The sequence below is a fragment of the Cyanobium sp. ATX-6F1 genome (genome assembly GCF_047395825.1).
Lineage (GTDB): Bacteria > Cyanobacteriota > Cyanobacteriia > PCC-6307 > Cyanobiaceae > ATX-6F1.
In genome coordinates this window covers 1,301,475-1,318,323 of the sequence record NZ_JBCEBF010000001.1, presented here as the reverse complement: position 1 = coordinate 1,318,323, position 16,849 = coordinate 1,301,475, and the positions used below count along the sequence as shown (strand labels likewise).

15 protein-coding genes are annotated in these 16,849 nt (G+C 66.3%); 2 read left to right on the top strand and 13 right to left on the bottom strand.

Going from position 1 to position 16,849, the window contains the following annotated elements:
• Nucleotides 1-119: 119 nt before the first annotated feature.
• The 13 genes from AAF143_RS07755 to AAF143_RS07695 form a co-directional block, all read right to left on the bottom strand.
• The gene (locus AAF143_RS07755) at nucleotides 120-599 is read right to left on the bottom strand and encodes a hypothetical protein (protein ID WP_414026733.1); all 480 of its coding nucleotides are present in this window, start codon (nucleotides 597-599) and stop codon (nucleotides 120-122) included.
• Complete coding sequence (locus AAF143_RS07750) at nucleotides 491-1,363, bottom strand: hypothetical protein (RefSeq protein ID WP_414026732.1); 873 nt, start codon at nucleotides 1,361-1,363, stop codon at nucleotides 491-493. Before AAF143_RS07750 ends, AAF143_RS07755 begins: the two co-directional genes overlap by 109 nt.
• Nucleotides 1,363-2,121: a tetratricopeptide repeat protein gene (locus AAF143_RS07745; RefSeq protein ID WP_414026731.1), complete on the bottom strand. Its 759-nt coding sequence runs from the start codon at nucleotides 2,119-2,121 to the stop codon at nucleotides 1,363-1,365. Before AAF143_RS07745 ends, AAF143_RS07750 begins: the two co-directional genes overlap by 1 nt.
• A 22-nt stretch (nucleotides 2,122-2,143) precedes the next feature.
• Nucleotides 2,144-4,003, bottom strand: coding sequence for an HD family phosphohydrolase (locus AAF143_RS07740; RefSeq protein ID WP_255007972.1), 1,860 nt, complete (start codon nucleotides 4,001-4,003; stop codon nucleotides 2,144-2,146).
• A 57-nt stretch (nucleotides 4,004-4,060) separates the two neighbouring features.
• A complete protein-coding gene (locus AAF143_RS07735) occupies nucleotides 4,061-4,516 on the bottom strand; it encodes a CHAT domain-containing protein (RefSeq protein WP_414026730.1) in 456 nt (151 codons plus the stop codon).
• Nucleotides 4,513-4,791, bottom strand: coding sequence for a hypothetical protein (locus AAF143_RS07730; protein ID WP_414026908.1), 279 nt, complete (start codon nucleotides 4,789-4,791; stop codon nucleotides 4,513-4,515). The genes AAF143_RS07735 and AAF143_RS07730 overlap by 4 nt, the downstream gene beginning before the upstream one ends.
• Nucleotides 4,770-5,336, bottom strand: a complete 567-nt coding sequence (locus AAF143_RS07725; protein ID WP_414026729.1) for a CHAT domain-containing protein — start codon at nucleotides 5,334-5,336, stop codon at nucleotides 4,770-4,772. Before AAF143_RS07725 ends, AAF143_RS07730 begins: the two co-directional genes overlap by 22 nt.
• A gap of 4 nt (nucleotides 5,337-5,340) precedes the next feature.
• Nucleotides 5,341-6,153: a hypothetical protein gene (locus AAF143_RS07720; RefSeq protein ID WP_414026728.1), complete on the bottom strand. Its 813-nt coding sequence runs from the start codon at nucleotides 6,151-6,153 to the stop codon at nucleotides 5,341-5,343.
• Nucleotides 6,110-7,366 (bottom strand): beta strand repeat-containing protein, encoded by a 1,257-nt coding sequence (locus AAF143_RS07715; RefSeq protein WP_414026727.1) that lies wholly within the window; start codon nucleotides 7,364-7,366, stop codon nucleotides 6,110-6,112. The genes AAF143_RS07720 and AAF143_RS07715 overlap by 44 nt, the downstream gene beginning before the upstream one ends.
• Before the next feature lie 59 nt (nucleotides 7,367-7,425).
• Nucleotides 7,426-9,741 carry a beta strand repeat-containing protein gene (locus AAF143_RS07710; protein ID WP_414026726.1) on the bottom strand — a complete coding sequence of 772 codons (2,316 nt, stop codon included), beginning with the start codon at nucleotides 9,739-9,741 and terminating at the stop codon, nucleotides 7,426-7,428.
• Complete coding sequence (locus tag AAF143_RS07705; RefSeq protein WP_414026725.1) at nucleotides 9,732-12,719, bottom strand: hypothetical protein; 2,988 nt, start codon at nucleotides 12,717-12,719, stop codon at nucleotides 9,732-9,734. The genes AAF143_RS07710 and AAF143_RS07705 overlap by 10 nt, the downstream gene beginning before the upstream one ends.
• Before the next feature lie 125 nt (nucleotides 12,720-12,844).
• Nucleotides 12,845-14,155 carry a hypothetical protein gene (locus AAF143_RS07700; RefSeq protein ID WP_414026724.1) on the bottom strand — a complete coding sequence of 437 codons (1,311 nt, stop codon included), beginning with the start codon at nucleotides 14,153-14,155 and terminating at the stop codon, nucleotides 12,845-12,847.
• Nucleotides 14,104-14,847, bottom strand: coding sequence for a hypothetical protein (locus AAF143_RS07695; protein ID WP_414026723.1), 744 nt, complete (start codon nucleotides 14,845-14,847; stop codon nucleotides 14,104-14,106). The genes AAF143_RS07700 and AAF143_RS07695 overlap by 52 nt, the downstream gene beginning before the upstream one ends.
• 302 nt (nucleotides 14,848-15,149) lie before the next feature.
• Here AAF143_RS07695 and AAF143_RS07690 point away from each other — a divergent pair, with 302 nt between their 5' ends.
• Nucleotides 15,150-15,956, top strand: coding sequence for a hypothetical protein (locus tag AAF143_RS07690; protein WP_414026722.1), 807 nt, complete (start codon nucleotides 15,150-15,152; stop codon nucleotides 15,954-15,956).
• The gene (locus tag AAF143_RS07685) at nucleotides 15,905-16,846 is read left to right on the top strand and encodes a ShlB/FhaC/HecB family hemolysin secretion/activation protein (protein ID WP_414026721.1); all 942 of its coding nucleotides are present in this window, start codon (nucleotides 15,905-15,907) and stop codon (nucleotides 16,844-16,846) included. The genes AAF143_RS07690 and AAF143_RS07685 overlap by 52 nt, the downstream gene beginning before the upstream one ends.
• Nucleotides 16,847-16,849 lie beyond the last annotated feature (3 nt).

Here is a 16,849-nt window from a genome sequence, read left to right as displayed (position 1 = left end):
CCGCCACAGCTGGCTGCCCGGGGGCGATCCCACGCAACCAACGGCGGATGGGCTGCGGGTGGCCGTCGATGACAGCCTGCAGCGGGCCCTGGGGCCCACCCTTGACACCCTGACGGACCTCAGGCTTGACCTGAGCGAACGTTGCGCGGCCGGGGCACCCGCTGACGCGCCCCTTTCCCTCCCGGCTGATCTCTACCGGCTGGCCCTGCGAGCATGCGCTCCACACAACGCTCGAACGCCCGGGCATGGTCCGCCTCCTGCCGCAGGGGCGACGCTTCCATAAGGGCTCGCAGACCCTTGCGCTCGGCGCTGAGCCCCACGGGATCCGCCGCGAGCTTCAGGGCAATCGCCAGGTAAGCCTCCGGATCATCGGCAATCCACTCGGGACGGCCCAGGGCCTCCAGCAGGCTCACACCGCCGCGCGCCTGGGGCAGCTGGCCACGCAGTGCCACAACGGGCACACCCATCCAGAGGGCATCGCAGGTGGTGGTCACACCGTTGTAGGGGAAGGGATCGAGGGCGATGTCGATGGCGTGGTAAGCCCCCATGTGCCCATGGTTGGGGTTGCGTGGGAGCAGCGCCAGCCGCTCTGCCGGCACCCCATGGGCGGAGAACGCCCCCAGGATGCGGCCGCGCCAAAGGGATCCTCCAGCTGGCTGTACTGCAACAGCAGGCGGCTGCCCAGGCAGCTGAGCAGCAAGCGGCTCCAGAGGGCAACGACCTCACGGCTGAGCTTGTTGAGGTTGCTGCGGGATCCAAACGTGATCCCCGGCGCCTCCAGGGCCGGCAACGGGGAAACCTCCGGGGCTTCGCACGCCGGGCGGTAGACGAACTGGCAGCGGTCCATCAGCACCGCACGCTCAGATTTGCCCTGATCTGGATCCTGCCAATCCTGACCCGAGCCAGCCTCCACCCAGGCATCGCTGAGGCGGTAGTCAATCGTGGGCAGCCCGGTGCGGAAGGGGTAACCGAGCCAGGAGACCTGGACCGTTGCCGGCCGTGTGGCCAGCGCCCCCAAACGGGTGCCACGGGTGTGGCCATTGAGCTCGACGAGCAGATCGATGCCTTCGCTGCGGATCAAGCTGGCCAAGTCGCCGTCATCGAGGTGATGGCAGGGGTGCCACTCCAGGGGCAACCGCCGCAGCCGCTCGCTCACTTCATCGTTCTCTTGCTGGCTGGCGAAACAGACCACCTCGTAGCGCTCCCGGTCCAGGTGCTCCAGCAACGGCTCCAGAAAGGTGCTCACCGCATGGCGGCGCAGGTCGCTGGAGAGGAACCCCAGTCGTGGCTTGCCGCTGGGGCTGGGGGGCCGGGTCTGATCCTGGGGCGCTGGGCTGACAACCCCAGGGGCCTTCCTGGCCATCAGGGCCTCCCCCAGGCGCGGTGGCGCTCCAGCAACTCGGCCTCACTGAGGTCGGAGCGGTAGAGGTCCCGCATCAGCTGGCCGCTGCCCAGGTTGTGCAGGGCCTCCGGCTGGTCGCCCTGGAGCTCCAGGGCGCGGCGATGGCAGGCCTCGGCTTCGGCGTGGAAGGCCAATTCCTCGAGGGCGCAGCCCAGGTTCACCCAGGCACCGGCATGGCCTGCCTGCAACGCCAGAGCCCCACGGGCCGCCAGCTCCGCCTCCGACAACCGTCCCAACAGGCGCAGGGCATTGGAGAGGTTCGCGAGGGCGTTGGCGTAATCCGGCCGCAGGCCGAGGGCCTGGCGGTAGGCCCCTTCAGCCGCCCCGATCTGGCCAGCAGCCAGCAGGGCATTGCCGAAGTTGTTCAGCAGCACCGGCCGCAACTCAGCTGAGGCCGCCACCCCACTGGCCTGGCGTTGCTCCAGCAGGGCCAGAAAGGAGGGGTAGGCGGGCAGAAAACTCGGCCAACCGTTGACAAGCTGCTCGAACAGGGCCTGGGCTCGATCGATCTGGCCCGTGCGGAACTCCAGTTCCGCCTGGTTGTGGCGGGGGGCCGGATGGCTTGGATCGAGCGTGATGGCCTCCTCCAGCAGGGTTCGTGCCTGCGCCACCTCTCCTTTGGCCAAGGCGTCCAAGGCTCGATTGATCGCCGCTGCAATCCCCTGGTCTGCAGGCTGCGCCTGCCCAGGTCCGGCCTGCCCCGAAGTCAGTTCACTCACGTTGGGGATCCCCGATCAGCGCTCAACTACCGCCCTTGGCAGCTGGGCGCAGGAATATCTCCACATCCACCTCGTCGATCTGCTCAGGCAGCAGGAAGAGATCGGCATAGTTCTGGTAGATGCCGGAGCGCAGGAACAGCTCGAACAGGTCGGCGTCAATGTGCTGGCGGTCGCGGAAGCCGGCCAGGATCTTGAGGCATTCCGACAACGACTTGGCCTTCTTGTAGGGGCGATCGGATGCCGTGAGCGCCTCGAAGATGTCGGCGATCGCCATGATCCGCGACGGCACCGAAAGCTGCTCGCCCGTGAGCTTGCGCGGGTAGCCCTTGCCGTCGAGGGTCTCGTGGTGGGTACCCGCATACTCCGCCACCCGCGAGAGATTGGCGGGGAACGGCAGAGCCTCGAGCATGATGATCGTCTGCACGATGTGCTCGTTGATCTTGTAGCGCTCCTCGTCGGTGAGGGTGCCGCGGGAGACCGAGAGGTTGTGCAGTTCCCCGAGGTTGTAGAGGTGCTCGGGAACCTCCATCTTGAAGCCGTAGCGGGCGTCAGGGATCTGGCTGTCCTCGCGGGGGATGATGTGACACGACTTATCCGCCAGCAGGGACTCCTCCGCGGGCAGCGTCTGAAGCAGTTGGGTGTGGCGTGAAAGCTCCTCCCAGGCCAGGCCCAGGGAACTGTCGAAATGGCGCTGCCAGCTCTGGGCACCGATGGCATGCAGGCGCTCCACCAGCTCAGGGCCCAGGAACTCACCCCCGAGGTTGCACTCAGCCACGAAGGTGAACTGGTCCTTGAGCTCTGCCTCCCGCTGCTTGTAGGCCTTGTCCAGCTGTTCGCGATCCGCTCCGTTGATCACCCCTTCAAACCAGACAATGCGGGCATCCCGCAGCAGCACCTCGAAACGGGTGCGGATTTCGTGGATGCGGTTGTAGTTGGTTTCAAGTTTGGTGGCCTTGTCGACCACGTATTCAGGGGTGGTGATCTTGCCGCAGTCGTGCAGCCAGGCGCCGATGCGGAACTCACGCCAGTCCTCCTCTCCGCCGAGCGAGAACTCAGCCAGGGGGCCCGCCGTGGTCTCTTCGGCCTCTCGGGCCAGCATCAGCGCCAATTCCGGCACCCGGGCGCAGTGGCCGCCGGTGTAGGGGCTCTTGGCATCGATGGCCCCCGCCAGCAGGGTGATCATCGAATCGATCAGCTGCCGCTGGGCCTCCAGCAACTGGGTGCGCTCGACGCAAACCGCCGCCTGAGAGGCCAGGGCCTCAATCAGGCTCTGATCAAAGGCATCGAACGGACGCACCAGCGTCTGGGCCGTTTCAGCGCTGATCACGGTGGCGGGGTCAATCTTGCGGTTGATCAGCTGCATCACCCCCACCGTTTCGCCTGAGGTGGAGCGCATCGGCACGGTGAGCATCGACACGGCCCGGTAACCCAGTTCCTTGTCGACGGTGCTGTCGAAGCGGTAAGGCAGGGCTGGATCGAGCTGATAGACGTCGGGGATGTTGAGCACCTCGCCGGTGAGGGCACTCCAGCCCACCAAGCGCTCGGAGGTGAGCGGGAAACGCAGATCGGAGAGCTCCTCATGGATGTCATCCTGCTGACCAGCCAGCCTCGATCGGCTCGCCAGGCTGGCGTTCTGGGAAACCGCGAACCAGAGCTTGTCCACACCACCAGGATCCTTGCGCTGATCCACGCGCTCCACCAAAAAGATGCTGCCGGCATCACTGCCCGTGAGCTGGCGGGATTTGGTCAGGATCAGGTGCAACAGGGTGCGCAGATCGCCGGCACCGCTGAGGGCGGTGGCGATGTTCAGGATCTCCACCAGGGTCTGATCCGACGGCCCGCTCGGAGCAGCTGCGGGGCGGGAGAAGGCCGTGTCGGTCATGGGCGAACCGCCTGATCAGCTAGATCCAACCTTAAGTTGGCCCACCGAACTCGCCACTCACCAGGGCGTTCCCAGCAGCTCGATTCCCGCCCAATAAAAGGGATGCTGCAGACCACGGCTGACCCGGCGTTGCTCGGCGAGGGTGAGATCCGTCAGCAGGGGCTGAGGGCCCGGTCCCAGCAACTGATCCCCCTGCAGGCGCACCTGGCCATCGATGAAGGCCGAACGCGTGCGCTGGAGGGCTTCTGCCTTGGGCAGACCGCGATCCAGATGCCGGTAGAACTGAATGAAGAAGGCGGCGGCAGCCACATCATCCACGTACCAGAGGGTGCCCAGGGCGCTGCGGGAGCCCGACTGCAACGCCAGGCCGGAAAAGCCCAGCTCCGAATCTGAATTGCCAAGCGCCGTACGGCAGGCGCTCAGGGAGAACAGATCCAGCGGTACCCCCTGGCGTCGCTGCCGCAGGGCGGCAAAGCGCGCCAGGGAGACTGGGCCCGTCCCTGAGAAGATCATCGACTTGTCCGGCCCCCGGGCAGGAATTCGGCATGGGTGGCCACGTGCACGCGCTGGTACTGGGAATCGCCCGCCTTCACCAGCACCACATCGGGGGTGAAGGCCCGATTGAGGAAGAGATCCGTGCGCCCGGGCGCCGAGGTATTGGCCAGTTCCTTGGGCACCAAGGGCAACGGGGAGAGCCCCTCGAACACCGAGGCACCCGCACTCAACACCCGCTTATCCGGTTGGGCGAGGGGCACATCCTTGACCATCAGCCCCAGGGACGGGGTGATGGAAAAGGCGTAGGTCTGGCCGAAATAAGCCTTGCCGTCGTGGAGAGCTGCCAGGGGAGAGCCTGGAGGCCGGCATCCACCGAGATCAGCAGGGTGGTGATCCCCCGCTGTTTCAGCTCAGGCTCGATCGGCGCGATCAACAGGGCGTGCAGTCGCCGGGAGGGTGAGGCTGGGTTGCCCACATCCAGGGATTCGAACCGGGCCAGGCGCACGTAGAGGCCCTTGAGGAGCTCGGCGAACTGCTTCACGTTCAGCTGCACCCGCTTGCCGATCACCGGGCCCTCGGGAGGAACGAAGCTGAGATCGATGAAGCCCTCGTTTGTGGAGGCGCCCGGTGGGGCCTTCTCCTGGGGGTTGACCGCTTGTGGGGCGCTGGAGAAGGCCAGACGCAGAATCCCCGGCCGGTAGACCGCCGGTGCCAGGACGGTCTTGGCCGGGCCGTCTGGGACCGGTACCGCCACGGGCGTGGCCGAACGGGCGGGGCCATTGGGAGCCACCAAGGCCAGCAGAACCAGGGAAATGAGTGGCCGAATCAGGGGTGCCATAGCGTCAGCGCCCCGACTGGAGCCGTTGCTGGACGTACGGCACCACCTGACGCAGCCACTGCTGCAGCTGCAACACGTTGATGGCCTCTTTATCGGGTTCAGGCTCAACTCCCAGCTTGATGGTGGCGTTGCTCTCGGCCGCCTGTTCGCCCTTGAGGAACAGGGCCTCGGCTTGAGAGGGATCCAGATCCGTGACCGAGACCCGGTCACGATCGTCCCGATCGGCGGGGTTGCCGCCCTGGCCAAGGCCGGGGAGCTTGAGCTGCTCATCGACGCTGAGGTCACCCGTCGCCTCGCTGCCTGTTTGACCCGCCGAGCTGGCGGCGCGCTTCTGCAGATCCAAGGCATCGAGGCCCAGGAGCGACGGATCCAGCACCGGATCGAGATAACCATCCACGTACAGGAGGGAACTCTGATCGAGGGTGAGCTGCAAAGGAAGCCCTGCGAACAGGCTGGGATCGGCGCTGCTGAACAGCCCGGTGGCCACAGGTGGTAAGGATGTGCCGGCCGACTGGTTGGTGGTGCCGTTCAGACCGGTTACTAGCAACAGATTGAAATTGGTGTTGAGCAGGCTGGAGGCGATCAGAGCGGACGTCAGACCCGACAGAGGAGAGCTGGTGGCCAGGGGGCTAGCCAACAGCCCGGCCGCCCCGGCCGTGGGGGAAATCGGCGCCGTTGGAGAGGTGGGAGTGGTTGGAGTCGTGGGGACGGCAGGGGAGAAGATCGTGCCGATGATCCGCAACGTGCCACCGGAATAGGGGGCGAACTGGGGGTCATAAATCGTGGTGCCCTGGTAGGTGGAAGCTGCCGCTGCCACCTCCGAGCACGCTGGTGCCGGCGCCGAAGATCAGGGCATTGGTCAGGGGCGAGCCGAGGGCCAGGAAACCTCCGCTGGCACCAAATACGTTGTAGAGGCTGCCGGACGTGAAGATCGTCGTCCCGCCAACGGCGATCGATCCGCCCGTGGCTGCCGGGTCGGCGATCAAGTTGGAGTTCACGATCGAGACGCTGGTGGGATTGTTCGTGGCCGCCATGCCAATGGCGATCGTGCCGCCAGTGGCGCCACCGGAGGTGTTCAGCGTTGCGCCGGCCAAGGCGATGGCCCCACCGTCCACCGTGATCGTGCCGCCATTGCTGAGGGGCAAAGGCAAGACAGCGGTGCCACCACGGGCATCGAGCAGGGAACTGGTCAGGGAGAGGGATGTGGGCACGAATGGGGTGGAGAGGGCGCCCAGGGCGATGGTGCCGCCATTCCCGGAGCCCGTGCCGAAGGCATTGAAGGTGCTGCCACCGATCTGCAACACCGTGCCATCAAGGGTGATGCTGCCGCCATCGCCCGTGGGGCTGCTGGCATTGAAGGTGCTGTTGGCCACGGACAACACTCCTGTGCTGGTCACCGACAGCGACCCGGCGGCCGTCGGGGAGCCGTTGGCGCTCAAGGTGGTCCCCGAGAGCGAGAGGTTGACGGCACTGATGTCGATGGCACCGGCGCTGACCTGGGAGAGGGCGATGGTGCCTGCGGTGGCCGTGGCGGTGGAGGGGCGAACGGCGAGGGTGACCGTGCCGGTGCCGGCATTGAGGCTGGTGCCAGTGCGCTGAACGATCCCTCCGTCACCGGGTTCGCGCACACCGGGAATGGCGCCAGGGTCGTTGGCGATCAGGGTGAGATTGCCGTTGTCGGTGCTGATGCTGGAATTGAGAGCAATGTTGCGACCAGCCTGGAGCGTGAGGTCGCCGCCATTGCCCCGCGGATTATTGAAGGTGAGATCGGAGAGCGGACGCAGCAGGATGTCGTTGCTGGCCTGGAGCACCAGGGCGGTGCCGGTGTTGGTGATCGCCGCGATCTGGCTGGGGGAGATGGTGACCGAAGCGTCGCCGGCGTCAGCGAAGTTGAGGCCCGGAGCGACCAAGGGATAGAGCGGTTCAGGGACGATTCGCACCTTCTGGGCCACCACGTTGGCCGTGACGGGAGGTGTACCGACCAGGGAGGCCCCCGGACCGTTGACGAAGAAGGTGTCCGGCGCGACCACATCAACACTTCTGCCGACCTGGTCACCGATGGAATTGCCGATCAGGGAGTTTTTGGCGCTCAGCCCCCCTTGCCGGATTCATCCACCATCAGCCCATTGGCTCCATTCACCCAGGTGACGGCACCGGCATCGACGAGCGGCCCGCCCGCGATCAAGGCATCCCAGTTGGGGCTTTGCAATAGCACGTTGAGGCCTGCATAGCTGTACAGCGAACCCATCGGCGCATAGAGCGCACCCACCTGGTCACCTGCGGACGTACCCACGATCGAGAAGTTGGCGCTCACCGCCCCGATCGCGGCGCTGCCGTCAAGGAGCTGGCCGGTGAGGCCGCTGATCCAGGTGACCGCGCCGGCATCCACCAGCGGACCGTTGTCCCAGGAGCCGCTCAACACCAGCAGGTTGGAGCCGATCTGGGAGTAATAGGACCCCACCTCCAGGGCTGTGGCGCCGATCCGGTCACCGGCGGTGCTGCCCACCAGGGAATTGGCAGCGCTGATGGGTCCGATCGCTGCCGCACCGTTGGCCAGCAGCCCTGAGCTGCCGCTGATCCAGGTGACGGCGCCCGCGTCAACCGCCGCACCGTTGTCCCAGTTGGGGCTGATCAGGCCGATGTTGCTGCCGAGAGAACTGGAGAAGGTGCGCCGGGAGAGCGCGACGTCATCACTGCTGCTGCTGCCCACCAGTGAATTAGCGGCACTGATCGGCCCGATGGCCACGGCCCCATTCGCCAGGGTGCCGGTGGCGCCGTTCAGCCAGGTGAAAGCTCCTGCATCGATGGCAGCGCCGTTGTCCCAGGAGCCGCTGAACAGGGCGACGCCGTTGCCAAACGAATAGGCGTCATAGTTGGTGCCGATGTTGTCGTAGCTGGTGTTGCCCACCAGGGAATTGGCGGCGCTGATCGGCCCGATCGCGGCACTGCCGTTGGCCAACTTGCCTGTGGCCACGTTCAGCCAGGTGACCGCCCCGGCATCTTCGGCGGCGCCGTTGTCCCAGTAGCCACTGAACAAGGCCAGCCCGCTGACGCCCTTGGTGACTGTGTTGTAGAAGTTGCCGATGCCATCGTTGGCGGTGCTGCCCACCAGGGAATTGGCGGCACCGATCACCCCAACCGCTGGGTTGCCATCGGCGAGCTTGCCGGTGCTGGTGTTCAGCCAGGTGACGGCCCCGGCACGACTGTTCCAGGCGACGTTGCGGAACAGGATTCCGTCGCCCGAGGAATTGGTGTTGTATTTGAAGAAGTTGGCGGCGACGGGCACGAAGCGGTAGTAGTTGCTGTCGTCGTACTGAGGGGCCAGATCGCCGACGGCGCTGCCCACCAGAGAATTTGCCGCACCGATCAAACCGCCCGTCGCGCCATTGGCCAGGGCGCCCGTCTTGCCGTTGAGCCAGGTGAGGGAGCCGATCCCGCTGCCCGAGGCTGAGCTGAAACCCCAGGCGGAGCTGTAGATCACCACGTTGCCGCTGGGAGACTCCCGGTAGGGATTGGTGGTGTCGGCCAGATCGCCGCGGCCCAGCGTGCCCTGGCCCGTGCCGAGCAAAGAGTTGGTGGGGCCGATCACGCCACCGCTGCTGCCGTCGGAGAGTTTGCCGGTGGCGCTGTTCAACCAGGTGATCGCTCCGCCATTCGCCGTGGCGCCGTTCCAGAACGGCGTCACCACCAGCACGTTGCTGTCGGCAGTGGCGCTCAGCTGGCGCAGGTAATAGCCATTGAGGTCGCCCGTTGCACCACCGACAATCGAGTTGCTCGGACCAATGGCCCCCAGGCCGGCCACGCCGGTGGGGTTGTTCGCAAGCGCCGGGGTGGTGCCGTTCAACCAGGTGAGGGCACCGGCATCGGCAACCGCGCCGTTGTCCCAGGAGGGAGTGGAAACAAGCAGATTGCCGCCCGAAAGGGATCTGAGCTGGTAGCTGGCCAGATCACCGCTCTGGCTGCCCAGCAAGGCATTGCCTGGCCCCACCGCACCACCGGGGCTGCCATCCGCCAGGGCCCCGGTGCTGCTGTTGATCCAGCCGAGGGCTCCCGCATCGGCTACGGCACCACTGTTCCAGCTCGGCAGGTGCACGAAGGCACCCGTGCCAAACTGAGAGGTGTTGTAGTCGGCAAAATCACCGCTGCTGCTACCCACCAGCGACGTACCAGCTCCTATGGCTCCGCCAAAGGAGCCATTGCCCAAGGCTCCAGTGGTGCCATTGATCCAGGTCACCGCGCCGGCACTTGCCACCGCACCATTGCTCCAGTTCGGGGTGAACAGCAGCGCGTTGCTGCCCAGGCTGCGGGCTGAGAAGCCCGTGAAATCACCGGCACTGCTGCCCACCAGGGCGTTGCTGGCATCGAGGCTGCCCACCCGGGGCGTGGTGGTGGGGATCAGGGCCACGGCACCGACATCGGCGGTGGTGGCGCTGTCCCAGCGGGGCTGGCCACCAGGGCGGCGCCGTTGGAGAGGGTGCCGACGTTGGTTTCGATCACCGGCGTGCCATCGGGAAGCTGGTCGTTGCGGCTGAAAATCCCCAGTTGCTCTCCGGCCGAACTGCCTACAAGGGCATTTGAGGAGCTCAGGGGGCCTGTGGCGTAGTTGGAGGTACCCACCAGACGGCCGTCGAGGAGACGCACGGCCGTGATGGCCCCGGCATCGGCCCGGGCTCCGTTATCCCAGAGGGGGCTGCCGATCAGCACTGATGAGCCGAAGTCAAAGGGCACCAAATAGTCCTGGTTGGTGCAGGCGGCTCCGGCGGTGCAGGCTTGCGTGATGGAGAAGGTCCCCAGCTGATCGCCGCTCGACGAGCCCACTAGGGAATTCGCCGTTCCAACTGTGCCGATCGCGTTGTCACCACCAACGGTTTGACCGAGCTGGCGGTCCATCCAGGTGATGGCACCTGCATCGACGGTGCTGCCGCCATCCCAATTAGGACTGCCGATGAAGGCGTACTGCCCGCCGCTGGTTTCGATGGTCAGGCCGACACGATCATTGGTGCTGCTGCCCACCAATGAATTGACGGAGCTGATGTCACCGAAGCTGTTGTTGATGCCACCGGCCAACTTGCCTATGGACAGGTTCAACCATGTGACGGCGCCGGCGTCGGTGGCCCCCGTGGCGGTGTTGTCCCAGGCAGTGCTCCGCAGCAGCAGGGTTTCAGTAGAGCCGAAGTAGCGGTCATAGAGCCCGCCCACTCCGTCGGCGCTGGTGCTGCCCACCAGGGAATTTCGACTGCCGATGGCCCCGAAGGGGTTGCTGGCTCCGTCGGCGAGCTTTCCAGTGGCACCGGCGATCCAGGTCACCGCACCGGCATCAGTGGCACCGGCCGAGGTGTTGTCCCAGAGCGGGGAGAGCAACAGCAGGTTGACACCGGGCGTGCTGTAGAACGATCCGCTGGTGAGGAAACCGTCGCCCACCCGATCACCGGAGCTGCTGCCCACCAGGGAGTTGGCGGCACCAATGGCCCCGAACGCATCACTGCCATCGGCCAGTTGGCCCGTACCGAGGTTCAACCAGGTGACCGCGCCGGCATCGGTGGCCACGCCGTTGTCCCAGGAGGGGCTCCGCAACACCAGGTTGGTGCCACCGGGGTCGTCGTAGTAGCCGACACCCGTCGCCAACGCTCCGATGGCGTCACCGCTGCTGCTGCCCACCAACGACGTGGTGGGACCGATCGGTCCCAGGGCAACCGCGCCGTTGCTCAGCAGGCCCGTGGAGCCATTAATCCAGGTGACGGCTCCAGCATCCGTGGCCAAGCCGTTGTCCCAGAGTGGATTGCGCAGAAGAACGTTTCTGAGGCTGTAGTAGTAATCGCCGGTGATCGTGATCGAGGCCGCCGAACCAAGGCCATCGCCAGGGCTGCTTCCCACCAGGGCATTCGCTCCACTGACCACGCCAAAGGGGTTGTTGCCATCGGCAAGCTTGCCGGTGTCGCCGTTGATCCAGGTGATCGCTCCCGCGCCGCTGCTCCAATCGGGGCTGGCCAGCAGGAAGTTGTCCGGCGGCTGACCGCTCAAACTGGAGCGCAGGCTCAAGGCAGCTGAACCAACTCGATCGCCGGGGGTGCTTCCCACCAGAGAATTGGCCGTGCCAATCGCTCCCACCGCCGGGGCTCCATCGGCCAGCGCACCGGTGCTGCCATTAATAAAGGTGGCGGCACCCGTGTTCCCCGACCACTGGGGATTGCGGGCCAGCACGTTGGGGTAGAGCTCCGGACCGTCATAAGAGTAGTAGTTGGTATCGATCAACGACCGCTGACCGATGGCGTCGCCCACATGGCTACCCACCAACGAGGTGGTGGCACCCAGGGCACCGAAGGCGCTCGCTCCGGTGGCGAGCTTGCCCGTGTTGCCATCCACCCAGGTGAGGGCGCCGGCGTCGGTGGCGGCGCCGTTATCCCAGTTGGGGGTGAACACCAGCAGGTTCTGGAATTTGTTGGTGTAGTAATAGGACGACGAATACAGACGTGACACACTGCTGCCGCTGAAATCGCTGGCACTGCTGCCCACCAGTGAATTAGCCACCCCGATCGCCCCCACCGCCGGAGAGCCATCCGCCAAGCTGCCGGTGGAGCCCTGGATCCAAGTGAAGGCGCCGGCATCGGCACTCGCACCATTGTCCCAACCACCGGTGGTGAGCCAGAGGTTGGTGATGGTCGAAGAGTAATAACCAGTTGTGATGCCTTCGTAGGATCCACCCACCCGGTCGCCGGCCGTGATGCCCACCAAGGAGTTGCTGGCGTCCAAGGTGCCGATGATCGGGGCGTTCGTAGCGAGTCGTCCGGTGCTGCCGCGGATCCAGGTGAGGGCACCGGCGTCGGCGGCGGTGGCACTGGCATCCCAGGTGGGATTGAGGAAGACGAAATAATCCCGGGAGGTGCTGGAGTAGTACCCCAATTGCTGGTAAGAGGAGCCGACCCGATCGTTCGTGGAGCTCCCCACCAGGGAATTGGCCGCTCCGATCGCTCCGACAGCGGCCGCTCCATTGCCGAGCTTGCCGGTGGCCACATCAATCCAGGTGAGGGCGCCGGCGTCGGTGGCTCCTGTGGCGGTGTTGTCCCAGGTGGTGAAGCGGAACAGGGCCAGCGGGGCGGCCGCGGCCGTCTGGTCGTAGACGAGGTTCGTCCCTCCCTGCTGAAAGAAGTAGTTAGGGTCATAGGTGTTGGGAACCAGACCACCGAAGGGATTGAGATCCCCCGCACTGGAGCCCACAAGAGAGTTGCCCGCGTCGATCACGCCACCGGTGGCGCCGTTGGCCAGGGCGCCCGTTGTGCCGTTCAACCAGGTGAGTGCCCCCGCATTCGGCACGGCGCCATTGGCCCAGGCGCCGCTGTAGATCAACAGATTTCCGCCGCCGTACTCGCGCACGGTTTGATTCACGTAGGAACTGCAACCGGTGCAGCCCGCCTGTGGCAGATAGGCCGCCGAGGCCGTGTTCAGAAGGGAGTTGCCAATGCCAATCGCTCCGCCCGTGCTGGCATCGGCGAGCTTGCCGGTGCTGCCACTCAGCCAGGTGAGACCGCCGGCATCGACGCTGGCTCCGTTGTCCCAGCGGGGGTGAACACCAGGGCTTGGCCGGAAGTCAGGAAGCGCACCGAGGCCTGGTTGAAATCACCCGTGGTGCTGCCCAGCAAGGAGTTGCCGCTGCCAATGACACCGCTGGTGGTGCCATTGGCGAATTTGCCCGTGGCGGTGTTGATCCAGGTGGCCGCCCCGGCATCGAGCGTCGCCCCGTTGTTCCAGCCGGGGCTGATCAGCGCCAGCAATCCCGCTGAGACACCCGACGGGGAGTAGTTCGCCTTCTGGCTGCTGATCGCATCGGTGCCATAGAGCGCGCTCAGCAGGCCGTAGGTGCTGCCATCGAACAGGTAGGTGACCCCCTCCTGGCCGGGGAGGCCGCCCGTGGGCACGTTCACCAGGATCGGGCTAGTGGCCGCCGTGCCCAGCTGCTCCACCAGCGCCGTCGGACCGGCTGCATCGGAGCCGGGGTAGACGATGTTCTGCGCGTCGTAGCCGTAGCCCCCGACCGTGGTGTTCTCGATGTAGATGTTCTTGGGATCGAGCAGCAGGCTGCCGGGGCTGCCGGCGGGAGCTGAGGCGTCGGCCGTGCCACCGAAGAACAGATCGGCCTTGCCCGACACCTCCAGCACACCGCCGTTCCCTCCCAAGGCGCCTCCCTTGGCGCTGACGGCGCCAGCAAACCGAGTGGCATCTTCCGACCAGACCACCACCTGACCGCCATTCCCCAGGGCCGTGGCATCGGCCCGGAGGCCGGTGCCGGGGGTCACCGTGACCTTGCGGGCATTCGCGCCCAGGCCGAGGTCGGCCCCCTGGAAGCCGCCGCCCACGTGCACCTGGCCGCCGCCGCCGACGCCGGAGGCATCGAGTTGGGCCGCAGCCAGGGTGATCGTGGAGGCGAGCAGATCGATACGACCGCCCTGGGCCGCTCCACCGGTGCCCTGGGCGAGGTAGCTGCCGGAGCTGAACAGTTCGGTGCCGGCGCTGAGGGTGATCGAGCCCCCCGCCGAGAGTCCGCTGACATCCCACAGGCCGCTGAGGGTCTGCACCGTGGAGGCGGTGCTGGCGCTGGTGATGCGGCCCCCAGAGCCCTGGCTGCCGATGGCCTGGATCGGCGCCGCACTGAGCAGCTGGTTCGCCTGCAGGGTCACCTCGCCACCGCTGCTGCCGCTGGCGTTGAGAGCCGCGGTCTGGAGCACCGCGCCGCCCGTAATCGTGATCCGGCCGCCGGGTCCGCTGACAGAACTCACATCAATCGATGTGGCGCCTTGGTCCACCGTGGCCCCACTGATCGCCACCTGCCCCCCGGCGCCTGGATCCCGGCGGCCTGCAGGAGCACGTTGCCGCCCTGGGCATCGAGCAGCAGGCTCTGATCCACCGTGAGCAGGCCGCCGGAAAGGCTCAGATCGCCGTTCTTCTGCAGGCCGATCGCCGCCAGGCTGGCCGGATCGCTGAGCGGCCCCGCCGCCCCCTGCAGGGGAGCGCCGCTGAGCAACGCCGCCTGGCCGGCGGTGGTGCCTGCCGCATCGAACACGCCGTTGCTCAGCCGCCAGCCGGTGGCGGTGCTGAGGTTCAGCTGCTGGATGTTGGCGAAACCACCGGCGCCGCTGATGGCGATGCCGCCCGGGGAGAGCCAGAACAGGTTGCCGGGGCTAGAGAACGAGACAAGTTTGTCGATGAAGCTGCCCAGGGGGCTGGTCACACCAACAAACACATTGCTGGCGCCGCCGGTGGCGAAGTTCACCCCGGTGATGCCGCCGCGCGTATCAAAGGCCGAAAAGCGGTGAAAGAGGTTGCTGCCTGCCGCCGTGCCGCCGCCCACTTGGCACAGGCCAGCTGCGCAGCTGCCGCCCAGCTGGCCATTCACCGCCGTGCCCAGGCCCAGGACGCCGCCGGTGGCGCTCACTTCGCCCGCGCACACCGGAACAGCGGCCAGCAGGGCCGAGAGGCCCAGGGCCACTGAGACGCCCTGGCCATGCGATTGCTTCATCCGGGAACGCGTCGCCATGGAAAGGACGCCAACAAAAAGCGGGGGTTCAAAACCCACACCAGGTGAAATAAACACTAAGCGGAGGACATGTTCGGGGCGTCATCGGGCAACAGACGTTCAAGCGCCCATTTCAATCAGCGCCCAAAGAATGACCTGAATCGTTTGGCCCGCATCGATCCGGCGGCCACCGCCCCAGCAACGGAACGCTGGGTCGTGCAGGGACGATCAACCAAGGGGTCCGTCGCGCTGAAATTCAGACAAATCTCCGATAAGTTTTGCTCATAAACTTTTACACGACTCTCATGTTCACTCTGCCCTTGCTGGCCCAGCTGGTGGCCCCACCAGTTCAGCAGGGGCCGGTACGGTTGCCGGGGCCGGGCGCCACCGAGCAACGACCCGATCGGGACCGTCCGGCCCCGAAGATTGATGGGCTGCCGGTGGAGCCAGAGGTCCCGGCCACCCCCGTGCCAACTCCCACCGGCCCCGGCGCACCCAGCACCAGCCGCCAGGCGCTGCCCGAAATCCGCGGTTTCAAGCGCTATTCCAGTGCCGAACTGAGCAAGATCCTCGCGCCCTGCCTGGCGATCAGCGATCCAGCCGAGCGTCTGAAGGCCTGCGCCGCCAGCCTCACCGCCCGGTTGGTGGCCGATGGCTACGTCAACAGCCGCGTCTTCGTCGAAACCAGCCCGGCGCCCGGCCGCCTGGAGGTGGTGGAAGGGAAGATCGTGGAGGTGCGGGTCAACGCCAAGAGTGCCTGGCTGAGTCGCCGGGTGACCCGGCTGCTGCGGCCGCTCCAGGGCGAGGTGCTCAACCTGGCCGAGGTGGAGCGCCAACTGCGGCTGCTGCAGCGCCAGGCGGGCATCAAGAGCATCCGCAGCAACCTCTCGCGCCTGGGCAGCGACCCCACCCAGGCCGTACTGACGGTGAATGTGGAGTTGGGCAGCCAGCCCCTCCAAGGTGACCTCTCCCTGCGCAACGACGGCTCCAGCGGCTCCGGCGAGGGCCGGGCCGTGGCCACCCTGGTGAAGGGGGGCTCGCCGCCCCCGGCGACATCCTGTTGCTCTACGGCGAACTCGACTTCAACAACGACCCCTCCCTGGGGGCCTTGATCACATCCGCCAGCTACACCTACCCGCTGAGCGACCAGGTCAACCTCACGGGCTCCTTCGGCTACAGCCGCCGCAACCTGATCGAGCTCCCCGCCCCGGCGAACGACTTCAGCACCCGGCAGTTCCAGGGCCTCGGGCAGCTGGAGTGGGTGTTCAAGGAAACCCTGACCCAGCGCTGGGCTGCCTTCGCCGGCCTGAGCATCAACCGCAGCGACACCTACCTCTCGGGCCAGGCCCTGCCCAGTTTCCTGCCCGAGAGTGTGCGCTCCCCGCGCACGGGCTACCTGCGGGTGGGGCTGAGCGGCAGCGGGCTGAGCAACTCCGTGGGCTGGAGTGGCAACGTCTACCTGTTGCAGGGCATCGGTGCCCTCACCCCCGACAAGCAGATCAACGAATTGACCCAGGTGGGCGTTGTCCCGGGCCAGGCCACGGCCCTGGGGGGTCTGGTGTCAGCGGCCTGGGGTTTCGCCCCCAACTGGCAACTGAACCTGCGGGCCGGGGGGCAGGTGGCCTTCAACCCGCTCACCCCCTCGATGCAGTTCACCCTCGGCTCCGACGTGGGCCTGCGCGGCCTGCCCGGTCAGCTGATCAGCGGCGACAACGGCTGGCTGGGCACCAGTGAGGTGGTCTGGACCTTCTGGCAGAAGAAAAAGAACGCCTTGCAACTGGTGCCCTTCTTCGGCTACGGCGGCATCAACACCAAGCTGCAGGGCCTCAACTTCACCGACTACATCGGCTCCACCGGCGTTCTCACCCGCTGGCTGGCCGGCGACAAGTGGACGTTGGAGGCCGGCTGGGTGAATCAGCTCGGCGCCAACACCAACGTCGGCCCATGGGCCGACTGGACCCTGAGCAAGGGCTTCTACGGCAAGGTGCAATACCGGTTCTGAGGG

What these genes read in the sequence shown, in the direction of transcription:
- AAF143_RS07750 (WP_414026732.1), bottom strand. Translation starts at nt 1,363, where the DNA reads ATGGCCAGGAAGGCCCCTGGGGTTGTCAGCCCAGCGCCCCAGGATCAG.
- AAF143_RS07740 (WP_255007972.1), bottom strand. Translation starts at nt 4,003, where the DNA reads ATGACCGACACGGCCTTCTCCCGCCCCGCAGCTGCTCCGAGCGGGCCG.
- AAF143_RS07735 (WP_414026730.1), bottom strand. Translation starts at nt 4,516, where the DNA reads ATGATCTTCTCAGGGACGGGCCCAGTCTCCCTGGCGCGCTTTGCCGCC.
- AAF143_RS07725 (WP_414026729.1), bottom strand. Translation starts at nt 5,336, where the DNA reads ATGGCACCCCTGATTCGGCCACTCATTTCCCTGGTTCTGCTGGCCTTG.
- AAF143_RS07695 (WP_414026723.1), bottom strand. Translation starts at nt 14,847, where the DNA reads ATGAAGCAATCGCATGGCCAGGGCGTCTCAGTGGCCCTGGGCCTCTCG.
- AAF143_RS07690 (WP_414026722.1), top strand. Translation starts at nt 15,150, where the DNA reads ATGTTCACTCTGCCCTTGCTGGCCCAGCTGGTGGCCCCACCAGTTCAG.